This is a genomic window from Actinomycetospora sp. CA-053990 (assembly GCF_050948445.1).
GTDB lineage: Bacteria > Actinomycetota > Actinomycetes > Mycobacteriales > Pseudonocardiaceae > Actinomycetospora > Actinomycetospora callitridis.
Genome location: NZ_CP192043.1, coordinates 1,338,007 through 1,352,973 on the forward strand (window position 1 = coordinate 1,338,007; position 14,967 = coordinate 1,352,973).

The window sequence follows — 14,967 nt, forward strand, 5'->3', positions numbered from 1 at the left end:
CGTGAAATCGACGGACCCCGACGGACGGGAAGTGACCGCCGTCTCGCGTCGGCGCCGGATCGCGATCACGATCTTCGTCGTCGTCACCCTCGGGGCGATCCTCGTGCAGCACATGCCGGATTCGGTGATCAAGACAAATCTCATGGCTGCCGCCCGGCCATACCTCAACATGACCGGCTTGGACCAGACCTGGTCGATCTTCTCGCCGAACCCGCGCGGGGCGACGGTCTACGTCCTCGCCCGCGTCGACAGGGCCGACGGTTCCGTCGCGTTCCATCCGATCCCGACCGGCATCGGGCCGTCGGAGTACTGGGGCTACCGGTGGCAGAAGTACGGGGAGAGCCTGTCCGAAGCGGGCGGGAGCGCGCTCCTGCGGCCCTATGCCGAGTGGGTGGTCGGGCAGGACCAGCGCGAGGGGGGCGATCCCGTGCGGGTGACCCTGGTCCGGAGATCGTCGAAGAACCTGCCGCCCGGGTCCGAGCCCAACGCTCAGCCCTTCGTCGACCAGGACTTCTACACCGCCCCGGTGGGCTCCCGATGAAGGTCGCGACGGATCGCATACGCGCAGCCTGGAACACGTTCTGGTTCCGGCCCGAGCCGACCTCGACCATCGCCGTCGTCCGGATCGTGTTCGGCTTCGTGGCGATCCTGTGGACGTTGTCGCAGCTCCCGACATTGTTGACGTTCTACGGACCGGCGGGTGTGCTCCCGACGGTGCCGGCCCTCGGCCCCGGGGCCTGGACCCTCCTGGGTGTCTCGACCAGTGCCCCGGTGGTCATCGGCCTGTGGGCGGTGACCCTGCTCGGGTCGATCGGCGTCATGATCGGGTTCCGGACGCGGCTGGCGGCGATCCTGGTGTTCGTCGGGGTGCTGTCGTTCGAGCGTCGGGATCCCTACATCCTCAACGCCGGGGATCTGCTGCTGCGCACCCTCGCGTTCTACCTGGTGTTCTCCCCGGCCGGCGAGGCGTTGTCGCTCGATCGGTGGCGCCGCGCGCGGGACCGGTTCTGGGAGTTCCCGCTCCGCGCGCCCTGGACGCTGCGCCTGATGCAGATCCAGCTCAGCGTCATCTATTTCGCCACCTTGTGGGGGAAACTGCAGGGGGATCGGTGGCGTGACGGCACGGCGGTGTCGTACGCGTTGCGCATCGAGGACATCCATCGATTCGCGACACCGGGCTTCCTCACCGACTCGGTCGTCCTGTCCGAAATCCTGACCTTCGGCACCCTGCTGCTCGAGCTCGCGCTCGCCATTCTGGTATGGAATCGCGTCCTGCGTCCCTGGGTGCTCGCACTCGGGGTCTCCCTCCATGTGTCGATCGCGTTCTCGATCATGGTGGGGTTCTTCACGATGCTCATGCTCACGCTCTATCTGGCATTCATCCCCGCGGAGACCTCCCGTCGTCTCATCGTGTCCGCGCTGGCGGCGTGGCGCGGGCGAAAGGCCACCCGGCGAAAGGTCACCCGGCGACGACCAGGACCGCCCTCAGCGCGCCAGCCGGCTCACTCGCCGAAGTCAGATCTCGCAGAGAGTAGTGACGTAGTGCGCAGTTGAGCTGTGAGAGTGCCGCGTTGGCGTATTGCCGCCGCGTTCCCCGGACGTGAGGGTTGGGCTAGACGTCGTACCCGAGCCCCCGGTGCCTGTCGTCACGTGCACGCGGCGAGGGGATCGGTATGGGTGTTCGCAGGAGCACGACTCCGTCTCCGGACGTGGCCGGACGAGGAACGTCATCCGGGGTCGTCCACCCGCGGTGGTGCGATGAGGACGTCGACGCCGAGTTCGACGGCGTCGAGCACGCCTCCCGGGCTCATCAGTGGCGCCCGGCGTACGAGCACGAAGTCGCGATCGTCGACCTTCTCCGCCAGGTCGTCTATCTCGACGGAGGCACCGAGATCCCCACGGCGACCGTCCGCATCGACAACTCGTCGCAGCCCGGCGAGGTCGCCCTGACGGCGGAGGACCTCGCGACCTTCGTCGACCGCCTCCTGAGCCTGCGCGCCGCGCTCATCGCCCAGCGCGGGGAGTCGCCCCGCTAGGCGCTCGACCGGGCTCGCCGCGCGTGGCAGATGGCCCGGTGCGGTACGCTCAATAACACAATCGTGTTCTGCGCTTTGTCGCAGCGAGAGCCCTGGTCCCCGGGTCTCCAGGCGCGATCGACGCCCGACCGAGGGGGCCTCGTGCGCGACCAGAGCACTCACAGTCTCGATGCCGAGAGAGTGTTGGTCAGGGGGTTGCGTGCCGTGCTGACGGTGTCCTACACGCCCCTGGTCGGCAACGTCGCCCTGCTGGACACCACGGCCGCCGCCTGGACTCTCGAGCTCGACACGGGGAGCTCGGCGGAGGACCACTGCTGGGCGATGCTCGACCTGCTCAAGGTCCTGAGCTTCGGTCTGCAGGCCGCCGACTTCGCGACGCCCTCGCCGCTGTTGCGGCTGGTGCGGGGCTGAGGCCCCACGGCGACGACAGCGACTACGACGACTCCGACGATGCCCCGGAGGTCTCGGACGGGGCCGTGCTCTTCGGCCACCCCAACCGCAACCCGCCGAGGGAGTCCGACCGGGCGCCGGCGAGGCTCTCGTCCGCCGACGCCTCGGCGACGGCAGCACGGATCAGCGTCAGGATCGCGTCGCGCATGCCCGCCGAGAGCCGGTTCGTCCGTTCCGGCATCAGCTCCGAGAACGCGCTGTCCCGACGGACGACGTCGAGGCCGAGGGTCTGCGCCGCCGCGAGGACGACCGTCGTGATGTCGACGTCCAGGACCGCGGCGATGACCGTCAGCGACTCCGGGTCCGGGAACCTCCGCTGTGGGACCCCGGAGCCGAGCTGTTGCCATCGGCCGCGTGTGAGGGCCTTCTCGGACATGCGCTCGAGGTCGCTGTAGGACCATCCGCGATCCTGCATGCGCGCGCGGATGAGTTCGTGGAGGGGCATCGCAGGGCTGCACCCACCCGGATCGTCCTCGGACACTGCTCGCTCACCTCGCACCACGACGAGCGGCCGTGGGTGCCGACCCCGAGGCGGGCGACACTCGCGAAGCGCCGCTGCTGCGTCTACTGTGGCTCTCTCTTCGGCATCACTGTACTTGACAGGGCGCAACGGGGCGCAGGGAGTCTGCCGCCCGCAAGTTCCAATTCGGTCCCGGGCGTAACGCGGAGGGCGTGCGCTGCGAACCACCTGTGCGGGGCACGCGCAGTCACTTTCTGGTCACGGACAGAGGCCGGGGTGAGCGCGGGATCGTTGTCGAGAGGAGCGCTGATGAGTGACCGTCCCGGGCCGGACGATGCCGGACCGACGTGCGCTCAGGTCCTCGGCGAAGAACTGGACGACACCGGCCATCCCGCGTGGTGCCAGTTCGACCGGCCGGGCGCGGTCGGGGGTGTCGAGCACGTGTCGAGGCTCTTCGAGTGGCGCCCCACCTACATGCCCGATGTCGCGGTGACCGGATGGTTGCGGCACGTCTCCTATCAGGACCGCAGCGCGGAGACCCCCGTCGTCGTCCTCCAGGTCGACAACCCCGAGCAGCCGGGCGAGATGGGGATGTCCGCCGAGGACCTCGCGTCGCTGGCCGAGCACCTCCTGGCACTCCGGCGGACCCTGCTCGGCTGAGTCCGTCCGCAGGGTCAGTTCTCCAGGGTGCTCTCGGGGCTGGGCCCGTCGGCGTTGCCGAGGGAGCGCTGACGACCTTCGTTGGCGATGCGGAACTGCTTGGCCAGCTCCACCAGCGATCGCCACTGGTCGTCGGTGAGGTGGTGGAAGTCCTCGGGCAGGGTGCGGACCTGGTGGACCGGGCGTCGGAGTTCGGCGAGCACGGCGTTGTAGTCCAGATCCAGCGCCGAGCAGAGCGGCCTGATCGTGTCGTAACGCGAGTGCGACACCCGACTCTTCAGGACGTTGTGCACGGTGCCCTCGGACACCGGGTCGCCGAGCTCGGCGGTGAGTCGAGCGAGCTGCTTGATGTTCACGCCGCGCCGCTGCATCGCCTCTCGGACGATGTCGCCCAGGCTCCGCTCCACGAGCCCGCACCTTACGACCTCGCCTCCCGCCGTTGTCCACCTTCCGTCACCGGTCGGTCTCTCTGCGGCGCCCGAACGTGGATCTTGCGCCGCAGTCGCCGACAGTTCGGTGACACAGCGTAAGAACAACACGAGAGTGGCGACGCACCGTCACATCGTCGACCCGGGTGGCGGCTTGTGAGGCGAGGGTAGGGGCTCCTAGTCTCAAGTCGCGATTGTTATCTGCGCTTGACGATGTGGCCCCAGACCTCGGCCCCGGTCGCCGAGGGGGTTCGTTCTCCCGTCGACCTCAGATGCGAGTACCGGGGGGATTTCTGTGGGTGTCGCTGCGTGGATCTACCTCGGTGCTGCGTCCTGGACGTTGGTGAGCTGCGGCCTCGGCCTCCTGATCGGCCGATTCCTGGCGACGCGGGATCAGGGCCTCCCGGTCGAGGCGGACCGGGGGACGTCTCAGGTCGTCTGGTCGGCCCGCGCGCCGGCCACGGCGGTCAGGACCGGCACGCCGTCGATCCGCCGGGGCAGGAGCCCGGACTCGGCGGCGGTGGTGACCAGGACGACGAGGTCGACCGCGGGGTGCTGCGCGGCGTGGTGCAACTGCCGCTCCACGGGTTCCGTGAGCCCGCCGAGCGCCGGCACCACACCGATCGACGCCTCGACGCGCGGGTACGGCTCCGCGGCCAGCAACGGCAGGCGGAGGTCTCCGCCGAGCGCGTAGTCCCGGACGGTGACCAGGCCGGCTCCCGCCAGGAGCAGGGCGATGACACCGATGACGGATGTCGGGTCGAGGTGGGGGAACGACGCACCCTCGATCAGCTCGACGACGCGGTGAGCCAGCAGCTCAGCGTTCATGCTCGACCCTCCCGCCTCCCACGACAGGACCATGATTACCTGTCCAGGCCCCTGAGGCGAGCCCTTGACGGGGAACGGTGTGTCGCGGACCTGCTCAGGCGAGCACCGACGCCCCGTGGGGCAGGCGTGCCGCGAAACGGAGCGCCTCGCCGTCGGTGTCGTCGACGTGGTTCCAGCCGCTGACGAACACGCCCTGCTCGGAGAGCACGCGCACCGCGACGGCCTGGGCGACCGCGGGACGGACCCGCGGCGCCGCACCCCGCGGCGCCAGGGGGATCGACCAGGCCACGCGACCGCCGCGACGGCACAGCAGCGACCAGCCCTCGGCGTGGGCGAGCGGCTCGCTGACCAGCTCGTACTCGGTGACGGCTGCCGGCGTGACGACGACGCGCGGGTCGGGGGCGGGGGGTGCCGCGACGGCGAGGTCGCGGAGCCCGATGACGTCCAGGTCGCGGTTCGTGATCATGTCCGGCCCCTCCCGCGGTGCCCTTCGCCCGGCGAGCCTCCCGCCCCGGGGCGATACACGGCAGCTATGTATCGAATTACGCCAAACGTTAGCTGCGCCACACCGCGAGGAGCAACACGCTACGTGTCACTGACACCGGATGGAGCACGCACCCGGGAGGTGTCCCTCACTCGGACGGCCCAGTACCCGGAGATTCGTCGTGACACGAGCGTGAGCGACGGTCCGTCAAGGCGCGGAGCATCGATACGACACGTTTGTGTATCCGTGCCCGAGGGTCACCTACTCGTCGTGTCTCCCGCCGAGCGCGATCCCGCACGTCCGCCCGCGGCACCCCGGATCAAGGCCGTGGCGTCGGGCGACGGCGCCGCTCACGCCGGGGGACACGTGGGCGGCAGGCCGCGCAACGCCGAGATCGACAGGCACGTCCTCGAGGTGGCCCTGCGCCACCTGCGCACCGTCGGGCTGCACGGGCTCTCGGTCGCCGCGGTGGCCGAGGAGGCGGGGACGACGCGCGCCGCGGTCTACCGGCGGTGGGCGGACCGCACCGAGCTCGCCGTCGCGGCGCTCGGCACCATCGCCCACGGCCACCCCGCCACGTCCTCGGGCGACCCGTTCGCCGACCTCGTCGGCGAGCTCGCGCGGTTCCGGCGCTTCGTCGTCGACACCGACGCGACCGCCCTCGTCGCGGTCGGGCTGGTGCAGGGCACCGACGTCCGGGTGTGCGAGGAGATCCGGCGCCGGGTCGTCGAACCGCGCCGCCACCGGCTGCGCGAGTGCCTGCGCGCCGGGGTGGAGTCGGGTGCGCTGCGCGCGCAGGCCGACCAGGCGACCGCCGAGGACCTGCTGACCGGCTCCTGGCTGGCCCACGCCGCCCGGGGAGGCCCTCGCCGACGACTGGGCCGCGCGTACCGCGGCGATGGTGTGGGCGGCGTGCGGCGGGGTCCCCGGCGAGCACGAGACCCGGCGTTAGACGTCCACCGCAGCCGCCTCCGGGTCGGCCGACGCGCCACGCACGGGCAGGTCGGCGAAGAACGCCGGCGGCTCCGTCCAGGGGTTCGCGGGGCTCCCGTTCTCGGCCTCATGGATCGCACGCCAGACCCGTTCGGGAGTGAGCGGCATGTCGACGTGGCGCACCCCCAGCGGGGCGAGGGCGTCGACGACGGCGTTCTGCACCGCGGGCGTCGAACCGATCGTGGCGGCCTCGCCGATCCCCTTCGCGCCGAGCGGGTTGTAGGGCGTCGGTGTCTCGGTACTCGCGACCTCGTAGGTCGGCAGCTCGGCCGCGCTGGGCAGCACGTAGGCGGCGAAGGTGCCCGACGTCGGGTTGCCGTCGTCGTCGTAGGAGAAGCCCTCCCACAGTGCCTGCGAGATGCCCTGCGCGAGCCCGCCGTGCTGCTGGCCGGCGACGAGCGTCGGGTTGAGCACGGTGCCGCAGTCGTCGACGGCGACGTGGCGCACGGGCGTCACGCGGCCGGTGTCGAGGTCGACCTCGACGACCGACACGTGCGCACCGAAGGGGTACGTCGCGCCGGACTGGCTCTCGTCGCGGGCCTCGGTCAGCGACACGCCCTGCTCGGTCGCGGCGGCCGCGACCTCGCGCCACGTGAGCACGCGGTCGGGCACCCCGGCGACACCCAGGCCGACGACGCCGGCGTCGTCCACCGCGGTGATGTCGCCGGGGTCGGCCTCCAGGGCGGCGGCGACGACCTCGCGCGCCCGGGACAGCACGGTGTCGGCCGCGACGAGCACGCTCGAGCCCGCGAGCTGCAGCGAGCGCGAGCCGCCGGTCCCGCCGCCGCGCGGTACGGAGGCGGTGTCGGACTGCACGAAGCGCACCTGGTCCATCGGGACGCCGAGACGGTCGGCGACGATCATCGCGAACGACGTCGCGTGGCCCTGGCCGTGGCCGGAGGTGCCGACGGACACCGTCGCGCCGCCGTCGTCGTCGACGCTCACGGCGCCGTACTCCGCGCCCCCGCCACCCGCGGTGACCTCGACGTACACGGCGAGCCCGATGCCGAGCGCGACCCGGTCGCCACGCGCGCGGCGGGCCGCCTGGTCGCGGCGCAGCTCGTCGTAGCCGGCGATGCGCAGCGCCTCGTCGAGCGCCTTCTCGTACTCGCCGGAGTCGTAGAGCGAGCCCGTGCGCGTGGTCACCGGGAACTCGTCGGGCTGCAGGAAGTTGGCGCGGCGCAGCGCGGCGGGATCCATGTCGAGCTCGTGCGCGGCCATGTCCACCAGCCGCTCGACCATCGCCGCCGCCTCGGGTCGCCCGGCCCCGCGGAACGCGCCCATCGGCGTCGTCGTCGTCAGCACGGCCGCGCCGTCGTAGGCGATGGTGGGGATGCGGTAGACGCCCTGCGCCATGTTGCGCGTGGGCCCGAGGGTGAGCGCGCCACCGAACCCCGCGTACGCGCCGGCGTCGCCGACGACCCGCGCGCGCAGGCCGACGATCGTGCCGTCGCGGCGCAGTCCGAGCTCGCCGTACTGCACCTGCCCGCGGCCGTGCGGCATCGCCGTGAGGTTCTCCGAGCGCGTCTCGGTCCACGTCACCGCGCGCCCGAGCTGCCGCGCCGCCTCGATCACCACCGCGTGCTCGGGCGCGAGCCCGGCCTTGCCGCCGAAGCCGCCGCCGACGTGCGGAGCGACGACGCGCACGCGCTCGGGGTCCCATCCCCACTGGCGCGCGACCTGCCCGCGCAGGCCGTGCGGCATCTGGGTGGAGACGTGGATCGTCATCTCGTACCCGTCGCCGGGTGACGCGGTGACCGCGTTCCCCTCCATCGGCGCGACGGCCAGGCGCTGGTTCACGATCCGCGCGCGCACGACGACGTCGGCCCCCTCGAGCGGTGCGACGTCGTCGAGGTCGCGGAAGCCCGCGGCGAGGTTGCTGCCGAGCTCCTCGAACTGCAGCGGCGCCCCGTCCGCGAGCGCGGCCTCGGGGTCGACGACGGGCTCGAGCGGGTCGTAGTCGACCTCGACGAGCTCGGCGGCGTCCACGGCGGCGGCACGCGTGGTGGCCACGACCGCCGCGACCATGTCGCCGACGAAGCGCACCTTGCCGCGCGCGAGCAGGGGGCGCGCGCAGTCGTCGTTGAGGACCATGAACGGCCGGTGGTCGGGCAGGTCCGTGAGGTCCTCGCCGGTGAGGACCGCCACCACGCCCGGCGCCTCGCGCGCCTTCGCGGTGTCCACGGCGCCCAGCCGGGCGTGCGCGAGCGGGGAGCGGACGAAGACGCAGTGCAGCGCCCCGTCCGGCACGATGTTGTCGACGTACGTGGCCTGGCCGCGGAGGAGCTCGGGGTCCTCGACACGGCGCACGGCCGTTCCCATGATCGATCCTGGCACTCCTCGACGCTAGGCCTTCGAGCGCGGTCGAACGCAACCCGAGCGGGTACTCGGCCGCCATGTCGCTGCCGCCGCCGGGACCCGACGCCGCCGTCCTCGTCACCGGAGCCTCGTCGGGCATCGGTGCCGCCGTCGCCCGGGTGCTCGCCGGGCGCGGCCACCCGACCGTGCTCGTCGCCCGCCGCGGCGACGCGCTGACCGAGCTCGCCGCGGAGCTGCGCGCGGTCTCCGGGCAGGCCTCCGAGGTCCACGCCGCGGACCTCGGCACCGACGCGGGCCTCACCCTCACCCGGGACCTGCTCGACGACGACCGCGTGGTCGGTCTGGTCAACGCCGCCGGCTTCGGCGTGACCGGCCGGGTCGCCGACCTCGCCGGGGACGCGGACCAGCGCGCCGCCCTCGACGGGCTGGTCCGGCTCAACGTGCTCGCGCTGCACGACCTCACGGTGGCCGCGGTCGGTGTGCTCACCCGCCGCGTCGGCGAGGACCGCCCGGGCGCGATCCTCAACGTCTCCTCGATCACCGCGTTCCAGCCCCTGCCGGGTGCCGCGAGCTACGCCGCGAGCAAGGCGTTCGTGCAGTCGTTCTCCGAGGCCGTGCACGCCGAGCTCGCCGGCACCGGCCTCACCCTGACCACGCTGAGCCCCGGCCTGACGCGCACCGGGTTCGCCGACGCGGCCGGCACCGACGCCTTCGACCAGGTGCCCGACCTCGTCGTCGGGGAGGCCGCGGACGTCGCCGAGGCGGGCGTCGCCGCGATGGCGCGCGGCGACCGCAGCGTCACGCCGGGCCTGGTCAACCAGCTCTCCGCCGTCGGCGGACGCCTCGCCCCGCGGACGCTGCTGCTGCCCGCGCTCAAGGCGGGGATGGAGGCGTTCGGGGCCTGAGGGAAAAGTTCTCGGACCCCTGTCGAAACGGGGCGGCGTCGTTCGACGCCGGGGCGAGACCATCCCCGCCCCACCCCGAGGAGCCCCCGATGAGCACCCCGACCAGCACCCCCACCAGCACCGGCTACGCCCCCGTCGGCGACCTGCAGATGTACTACGAGCTCCACGGCCCCGCGGACGCCGACGGCACGCCGCTGCTGCTCCTGCACGGCGGCCTGTTCGACATCGACCTGCAGTTCGGTGCGGTCCTGCCCGGCCTGTCGGCGGACCGCCGGGTCATCGCGACCGACTTCCAGGGCCACGGCCGCACGAACGACCTCGACCGCCCGCTCTCGAGCGCCGCCCTCGCGGGTGACGTCGTCGCGCTGCTGGCGCACCTCGGCGTCGGCCAGGTCGACGTGTTCGGCTTCAGCGTCGGCGGGGCGGTGGCGCTGGAGCTCCTCGTGAACCACCCGGAGCTGGTGCGCCGGGCCGTCATCTCCTCGGTGTCGTTCACCCCCGACGGCATGCGCCCCGAGAACGCCGCCGTGGGGGAGATGAAGGTCGAGATGATCGAGGGCACGCGATGGCGGACTCCTACCGCGCGAAGTCGCCGCACCCCGAGGGCCTGCAGGGGCTGCTCGACAAGCTCGGCGCGTTCGACGGTGGGCCGGGCTGGAGCGACGCGCAGATCGAGGGCATTGCCGCGCCCACGTTGATGACGGTGGGCGACTGCGACGCGGTCCACCTCGAGCACGCGGTGCGCTTCCTGCGCCTGCGCGGCGGCGACGTCAACGGCGACTTCGTCGGCGTCCCCGCCTCCCAGCTCGCGGTCTTCCCGGGCACCACGCACTTCAACGGCATGGCCCGGACGGCGCTCGTGCTGGACGTCGTGACGACGTTCCTCGACTGACGTGCGGGGCTACCCATCAGCCCAGGAGCTCGGAGCGCGGGTTCGAGGCGAAGAGGCGGCCGAGGACCAGGTCGTGGACGACGCGCTGGCGCACGTGCGATCCGCGGGTTCACACGCAACTGCGCAACCTCGATCGATGCGTAGACCAGCTTGAGATTGCGTCGTTGCCGGAGGTGCTGGACTTCGCGTGGCGCGAACTGAGCGAGCGGCTGCTCGTCGAGTGAGCACTACGGCGGCGCGATCAGGCCGGGTGAACCCACGGGCAACGCGCTCGCCGCGGAGCGGATCGCGGCGTGGCTCGACGAGCGTCACGAACTCGCGCCACCGGGCTGAGGTCACCACCGCCCCGCGGGACGCTTCGGAAACCGAAGCTTCCGCAGCACCCCCGGCACGGTCGTCGCGACACACGACCGCCCCGGCACGCAGGGCGCGCCGGGGCGGTCGTCGTGGCTCGGAGCGTCAGCGCCGAGGAGTGCCTCCCGGCGGGGTACCGGGTGCCACGGGCTCGGTGGCGCCGACGCCGTAGGGGTCGCCGGGACGGGTCGCCGGACCCGCCTGGCCGGGCTGGGCGTACGGGTCGCCACCGGGGACGGCCGTCCCCTGCGGCGGCGTCGGCGCGGCCGGGGGAGCGCCGGCGTCGTGCCCGTTGCCGCTCATCCCGCTCGGGGCGTGGGCCCGGGCGTCCGCCTCGGCCCGCTCGCGACCGATCTGCATGTCGCGCCGGACCTGGTCGGACTGCTGCTGGGCCCTGCGGTACCCGGAGTTGATGAGGTCGGCGGCGGCGTCACGCCCGCCGAGACCGAAGGCCAGCGCCGAGCCCAGCGCGACCGCGCCGATCAGGGCGATGTACGTGGCGGTGACGATCGTCTGCGCGATGCCCAGCTGGTTGAGGATCATGAAGACGGCGATGGCCATGACCAGCGTCGGGGCGGCGCTGCGCGCCACCCGGCCGGTGGGGGTGTCGCCCATGGTGCGGTGCACGAGGCCACCGACGGCGGCGGCGATCGCCGCGGCCACCAGGAAGATCAGCACGGCGGCGAGGACGTTCGGCAGGTACGAGAGCACCAGGTTCACGAACCCGGTGACGGCGGGGATGTTCAGCGTCCCGACCGCGGAGACGATGACGAAGACGAGCAGCACCCACTGCACGACCAGACCGACGAGCTTGGACGGGCTGCCGTCGGGGGAGAAGCGTCCGACGTACTCGCCACCGCGGCCGTGGGTCAGCCGCTCGTCGAGGCGGACGCGCTTCAGCAGCTTCGTGATCCCGGCCCGGAGGAGCCGCGCGATGAGGTAGCCGATGAGGAGGACGAGCAGTGCACCGATGATGTTCGGTACGTAGTTCAGCAGGGTGGTGAAGGCGTTCTGGAGGCTCTGCAGGATGTTGAATCCACCGCCTCCGGACGATGCGGGGGGCATGCGGTCTCCGTTCCCGTCGATCGGTCGTGGAGTCCCGTGGTCCCCGATCGACGTCGGCCGTAATCGCTCCGTCACCCGTTCGTCGTGCCCCGACCGGTGGGCCGGGATCAACGGCCGTAGTTGATGTGCACGTTCTTGAGCTGGGTGTACGAGAAGAGCTCGTCGAGGTCCTCCTCGCGGCCGATGCCGCTGTCCTTGACCCCGCCGAACGGCGTGCCGGGGACGTGGCGGCCGACCTCGTTGACCCAGACGTAGCCCGCCTCGAGATCCTCGGCGAAGCGGTGCGCGGTGGCGAGGTCGCGGGTGAACACGCTCGCCGTCAGGCCCAGCGGGGTCCCGTTCGCGATCTCCAGCGCCTCGTCCGCGTCGGCGAAGGGCATCACGGCGAGCACCGGCCCGAAGATCTCCTCCTGGGCGAGACGCGAGCGCGGGTCGACCCCGTCGAACACCGCGGGCCGCACGAACAGCCCGTCGGCGAGCGCGCCGTCGGTGACGCGGTCGCCGCCGGTGCAGAGCCGGGCACCCTCGTCCTGACCGAGTCGGACGTAGCCGAGGACCTTCTCCATCTGCCCGGCGTTGACGATCGCGCCGGTGTCGGCTTCCGGGTCGTCGGGCAGGCCGGGACGCAGGGCGGAGACCGTCTGCACGAGCCGCTCGACGAACGCGGCGTGGATGTCGCGGTGCACCACGACGCGCGAGAGCGAGCCGCACGACTGGCCCTGCCAGGTGAAGTTCATGCCCCGGACCGAGGCCGCCACGGCCGTGTCGAGGTCGGCGTCGGGAAACACGACCAGCGGGTTCTTGCCGCCGAGCTCGAGGGTGACGGTCTTGACGCCGACCTCGGCGGCGCGGCGTTGGATGGCCCGGCCCGTCGCGGCGGAGCCCGTGAACGCGAGGCGGCGGACGTCGGGGTGCGCGACGAGCGCGTCCCCGGAGCCCGCGCCCGTCCCGGTGACGATGTTGAGCACGCCGGGCGGGAGGACGTCGGCGGCGAGCTCGCCGAGGCGCAGGGCCGAGAGGCTCGTGTGCTCGCTCGGCTTGATCACCACGGCGTTGCCGGCCGCGAGCGGGGCCGCGATCTTCGACGCCGCGAACATCAGCGGGTGATTGAAGGGGATCAGGCGTCCGACCACGCCGTACGGCCGGCGCAGCGAGTACGTCAGCGTCCCCGGCTCGCTCGGGACGGTGTCGCCGTGCAGTTGCAGGACCAGGCCTGCGTAGTAGCGCAGGGCGAAGACCGCCGTGTCGACGTCGCGGCGCATCTCGCGCAGCAGGCTGCCGTTGTCGTCGGCGTCGAGCCGTGCCAGCTCGTCGGCGTGGCGCTCGACGATCTCCGCGAGGGTCGTGAGCGCCTCCGAGCGCACGGCGGGGGCGGCCCGCCGCCACTGCGGGAAGGCCGCGCCCGCCGCGGCGACGGCGTCGTCGACGTCGGCGGCCGTGGCCTCCGGGATCGCAGCGAGGACCTGGCCCGTCGACGGGTTCGGGGTCTCGAGCACGCCACCGTCGGAGGCGGGGCGGAGCGTGCCGCCGATGAGCATCCCGGGGCGCCTCACGGGGCCTCCTCCAGGGCGCGGACGAGGTGCTCCCAGACCGCGGCGATCGCCGTCGGCGAGTAGATGTGCTCGCGTTTCGCGAGGGCCTCGTCGGGCGGCGACCAGGACGGCCAGCCGCCCGCGGAGCGGGTGAGGATCTGCTGGGCGCAGGCGCGCTCGAGGATCACGGCCGTCACCACCGCGGTCGGCAGATCGGGCCCGACCGTGACGATGCCGTGGTTGACCAGGAAGAGCGCGTTGCGGTCGCCGAGGTCGGCGGCGACCCGCTTGCCGAGCTCCTCGGTGAGGATCAGGTCCGCGGTGTCGGTGAAGCGCGGGACGTCGGGCGGGGTGAACATCGTCGCCCCGTGGCTCACCGGCAGCAGCGGCTGACCGGTGGCGGCGAGGGCCACCGCGTACGGCGGGTGCGTGTGGACGACCGCGCCGACGTCCGGCCGGGCCGCCAGGACCTCGGTGTGGATCGGGTACTCGCTGTGCCGCGCGCCCGGTCCGCCCTCGACGACGCTGCCGTCCCCGGCGACGAGGTGTACCCGCTCCGGGGTGATCTCCTCCAGGCCCCACTCGGCGGTCTTGATCCACACGCCCCGGCCGTCCGGGTCGCGGACCGAGGCATGGCCCCAGACCAGGTCGCCGTGCCCGTTCGCGGCGAGCACCCGGGACGCGGTGGCGACCAGGGACGCGGTCTCGTGCATGCGGTGTCCTCCGTGAGCGACGTGGGTCACGTTTCGCTGAGTAGACATAGTCTGCTGGGCAGAACGATCGCGGGAGATTCTGCTGGAAAGAACCGCAATGCGGGATCGTCAGCCGGCGCCGAGGTCGTGCGCGATCCCCCGTGCGGTGGTGGCGAGCAGCCCCGCCCACTCGGTGAGGCGGTCGCGACGGTAGCGCGCGGTGGGCATGGAGATCGAGATGCCGCCCGCGAGGCCGTCGGCCGGGACGGCGGCGCCGACGGCGGTCACCCCGGTCTCGGTGCGCTGATCGTTGACGGCGAAGCCCTGGCGCCGGATGCGGCGCAGTTCGCGGACGAGGCCGTCGAGGTCGGCGACCGGCGACCCCGCCCCGCCGTAGAGCGCGCGGAGGTCGTCCTCGTCCCGGGTGGCCAGCACGGCCCGCCCGCCCGACGCCAGGTGCGCGGGCAGCACCCGGCCGCCGCGGTCGCCGACGCGCAGTACCCGGTCGCACTCGACGGAGGCCACGAACCGCGCCTGGTCGCCGACCACCACCACGAGGTTCGTGGTCTCGTCGGTCCGCGCGGTCAGGTCCTGCAGGTGCGGGAGCGCGACCCGGCGCAGCTCGACGGCCGGCTCGGGCGCGGACGGCCGGCGCAGGACGGGGCCGGCGACGTAGCGGCGGTCCTCGTCCTGCTCGGCGAAGTCGCGGTAGACGAGCATGGCGAGCAGTCGGTGCGCCGTGGAGCGGGCCACGCCGAGACGCTCCGCGGCGTCGCTGACGCGCAGCGGGCCCTCCTGCTGCAGCATCGCCGCGAGACGCAGGGCGTGGTCCACGGACTGGATCCCGTACGTCGGCCTGTTCTGCACTC

17 protein-coding genes and 1 pseudogene are annotated in these 14,967 nt (G+C 72.6%); 9 read left to right on the forward strand and 9 right to left on the reverse strand.

Annotation, left to right across the window (positions count from 1 at the left end; translation table 11 throughout):
- The first annotated feature begins 31 nt into the window (after window positions 1-31).
- The 4 genes from ACQPYN_RS06905 (at window position 32) to ACQPYN_RS06920 (ending at window position 2,447) form a co-directional block, all read left to right on the forward strand.
- Window positions 32-541 (forward strand): hypothetical protein, encoded by a 510-nt coding sequence (locus tag ACQPYN_RS06905; protein ID WP_433034994.1) that lies wholly within the window; start codon window positions 32-34, stop codon window positions 539-541.
- Window positions 538-1,554, forward strand: coding sequence for an HTTM domain-containing protein (locus ACQPYN_RS06910; protein WP_433034997.1), 1,017 nt, complete (start codon window positions 538-540; stop codon window positions 1,552-1,554). The genes ACQPYN_RS06905 and ACQPYN_RS06910 overlap by 4 nt, the downstream gene beginning before the upstream one ends.
- Window positions 1,555-1,709: 155 nt before the next feature.
- Window positions 1,710-2,036: a hypothetical protein gene (locus tag ACQPYN_RS06915; RefSeq protein ID WP_433035000.1), complete on the forward strand. Its 327-nt coding sequence runs from the start codon at window positions 1,710-1,712 to the stop codon at window positions 2,034-2,036.
- 204 nt (window positions 2,037-2,240) lie between these two features.
- Window positions 2,241-2,447 (forward strand): hypothetical protein, encoded by a 207-nt coding sequence (locus ACQPYN_RS06920; protein WP_433035003.1) that lies wholly within the window; start codon window positions 2,241-2,243, stop codon window positions 2,445-2,447.
- Between the two features lie 22 nt (window positions 2,448-2,469).
- Here ACQPYN_RS06920 and ACQPYN_RS06925 read toward each other — a convergent pair whose 3' ends face one another.
- On the reverse strand, window positions 2,470-2,931 hold the full coding sequence (locus ACQPYN_RS06925) for a hypothetical protein (RefSeq protein WP_433035006.1): 462 nt from the start codon (window positions 2,929-2,931) through the stop codon (window positions 2,470-2,472).
- A 324-nt stretch (window positions 2,932-3,255) separates the two neighbouring features.
- Here ACQPYN_RS06925 and ACQPYN_RS06930 point away from each other — a divergent pair, with 324 nt between their 5' ends.
- Complete coding sequence (locus ACQPYN_RS06930) at window positions 3,256-3,606, forward strand: hypothetical protein (RefSeq protein WP_433035009.1); 351 nt, start codon at window positions 3,256-3,258, stop codon at window positions 3,604-3,606.
- Between the two features lie 14 nt (window positions 3,607-3,620).
- On the opposite strand, the gene ACQPYN_RS06935 is transcribed toward ACQPYN_RS06930, so the two are convergent.
- The 3 genes from ACQPYN_RS06935 to ACQPYN_RS06945 all read right to left on the reverse strand — a co-directional run bounded on the left by ACQPYN_RS06935 (window position 3,621) and on the right by ACQPYN_RS06945 (window position 5,328).
- Window positions 3,621-4,013 (reverse strand): helix-turn-helix domain-containing protein, encoded by a 393-nt coding sequence (locus ACQPYN_RS06935; protein ID WP_433035012.1) that lies wholly within the window; start codon window positions 4,011-4,013, stop codon window positions 3,621-3,623.
- Between the two features lie 450 nt (window positions 4,014-4,463).
- Entirely contained in the window at window positions 4,464-4,862 is a 399-nt protein-coding gene (locus ACQPYN_RS06940) for a hypothetical protein (protein WP_328310334.1), read from the reverse strand.
- 94 nt (window positions 4,863-4,956) lie between these two features.
- Window positions 4,957-5,328 carry a hypothetical protein gene (locus ACQPYN_RS06945; protein ID WP_433035016.1) on the reverse strand — a complete coding sequence of 124 codons (372 nt, stop codon included), beginning with the start codon at window positions 5,326-5,328 and terminating at the stop codon, window positions 4,957-4,959.
- A gap of 66 nt (window positions 5,329-5,394) precedes the next feature.
- Between ACQPYN_RS06945 and ACQPYN_RS06950 the strand changes: the two are divergent.
- Window positions 5,395-5,829: pseudogene (locus ACQPYN_RS06950) on the forward strand (hypothetical protein); the annotation flags it as partial.
- Window positions 5,830-6,294: 465 nt separating this feature from the next.
- Here ACQPYN_RS06950 and ACQPYN_RS06955 read toward each other — a convergent pair.
- Entirely contained in the window at window positions 6,295-8,661 is a 2,367-nt protein-coding gene (locus ACQPYN_RS06955; RefSeq protein WP_433035019.1) for a xanthine dehydrogenase family protein molybdopterin-binding subunit, read from the reverse strand.
- Window positions 8,662-8,735: 74 nt separating this feature from the next.
- On the opposite strand from ACQPYN_RS06955, the gene ACQPYN_RS06960 reads away from it, so the two are divergent.
- The 3 genes from ACQPYN_RS06960 to ACQPYN_RS06970 all read left to right on the forward strand — a co-directional run bounded on the left by ACQPYN_RS06960 (window position 8,736) and on the right by ACQPYN_RS06970 (window position 10,455).
- The gene (locus tag ACQPYN_RS06960; protein WP_433035022.1) at window positions 8,736-9,563 is read left to right on the forward strand and encodes an SDR family NAD(P)-dependent oxidoreductase; all 828 of its coding nucleotides are present in this window, start codon (window positions 8,736-8,738) and stop codon (window positions 9,561-9,563) included.
- A gap of 89 nt (window positions 9,564-9,652) precedes the next feature.
- Window positions 9,653-10,261 (forward strand): alpha/beta fold hydrolase, encoded by a 609-nt coding sequence (locus ACQPYN_RS06965; protein WP_433035025.1) that lies wholly within the window; start codon window positions 9,653-9,655, stop codon window positions 10,259-10,261.
- Between the two features lie 5 nt (window positions 10,262-10,266).
- Window positions 10,267-10,455 (forward strand): hypothetical protein, encoded by a 189-nt coding sequence (locus ACQPYN_RS06970; protein WP_433035028.1) that lies wholly within the window; start codon window positions 10,267-10,269, stop codon window positions 10,453-10,455.
- 459 nt (window positions 10,456-10,914) lie between these two features.
- Here the strand turns inward: ACQPYN_RS06970 and ACQPYN_RS06975 are convergent, their stop codons facing one another.
- The 4 genes from ACQPYN_RS06975 to ACQPYN_RS06990 all read right to left on the reverse strand — a co-directional run bounded on the left by ACQPYN_RS06975 (window position 10,915) and on the right by ACQPYN_RS06990 (window position 14,965).
- On the reverse strand, window positions 10,915-11,874 hold the full coding sequence (locus ACQPYN_RS06975) for a mechanosensitive ion channel family protein (RefSeq protein ID WP_433035031.1): 960 nt from the start codon (window positions 11,872-11,874) through the stop codon (window positions 10,915-10,917).
- Between the two features lie 107 nt (window positions 11,875-11,981).
- Window positions 11,982-13,427, reverse strand: coding sequence for an aldehyde dehydrogenase family protein (locus ACQPYN_RS06980; protein WP_433035034.1), 1,446 nt, complete (start codon window positions 13,425-13,427; stop codon window positions 11,982-11,984).
- Entirely contained in the window at window positions 13,424-14,119 is a 696-nt protein-coding gene (locus ACQPYN_RS06985) for a class II aldolase/adducin family protein (protein WP_433035037.1), read from the reverse strand. Before ACQPYN_RS06985 ends, ACQPYN_RS06980 begins: the two co-directional genes overlap by 4 nt.
- 108 nt (window positions 14,120-14,227) lie before the next feature.
- Complete coding sequence (locus ACQPYN_RS06990; protein WP_433035040.1) at window positions 14,228-14,965, reverse strand: IclR family transcriptional regulator; 738 nt, start codon at window positions 14,963-14,965, stop codon at window positions 14,228-14,230.
- Window positions 14,966-14,967 lie beyond the last annotated feature (2 nt).